The following is a 503-nucleotide window of genomic DNA, read 5'->3' on the forward strand; positions in this document are numbered from 1 at the left end:
CGGGGCTGATGTCGAAGGACCTGATCGGACCGACGCCCTCGCCAGCGGCCGTCAGGAAACGCCGCGTCAGCGCCTCTTCCCAGTCGGACAGGCCGGTGGGCAGGTCGGAGCGCATGCTATATTCGAAGCTCAAGTTGGCCGCGACGTCCAGACGGAGCGCGCAAGCCGCGCTTCGGTTTGCGTTCCTTCGCCGGCCTCGATTTCTTGACCGAGCGCAACAGCGGATTCAAAAGCTTCTTGCGAAGGAAGGCGACGACGGGCACGGCCACGCCATCGCCAATCACCCTGAACGCGAACTCGTAGACTTCCGGAAGCTGGTAGCTCGCCTTCAATCCCATCAGCGAGGCTGCTTCCGCGGGCGCGAGAAGCCGCGTGCGCACGTCCGCGCCCTTCACCACGATGATGCGCGGGCGCGAGCCGCCCCCTTTGGGCGTCCGCAGGCAGCCCGCCAGTCCGCGAAAGCAGACCTCCGTCCTCTGCACGGTCTTGCGGTTCGACGGCCG

1 protein-coding gene is annotated in these 503 nt (G+C 66.6%); it reads right to left on the reverse strand.

The features are described 5' to 3' along the window. Window positions 1-116: 116 nt before the first annotated feature. Window positions 117-503: DNA cytosine methyltransferase (locus ACP4IX_RS36695; protein ID WP_426559042.1), on the reverse strand; the 387-nt coding region annotated here is incomplete at its 5' end.

Source organism: Streptomyces sp. WG5 (genome assembly GCF_049974565.1).
Taxonomy (GTDB): Bacteria; Actinomycetota; Actinomycetes; order Streptomycetales; family Streptomycetaceae; genus Streptomyces.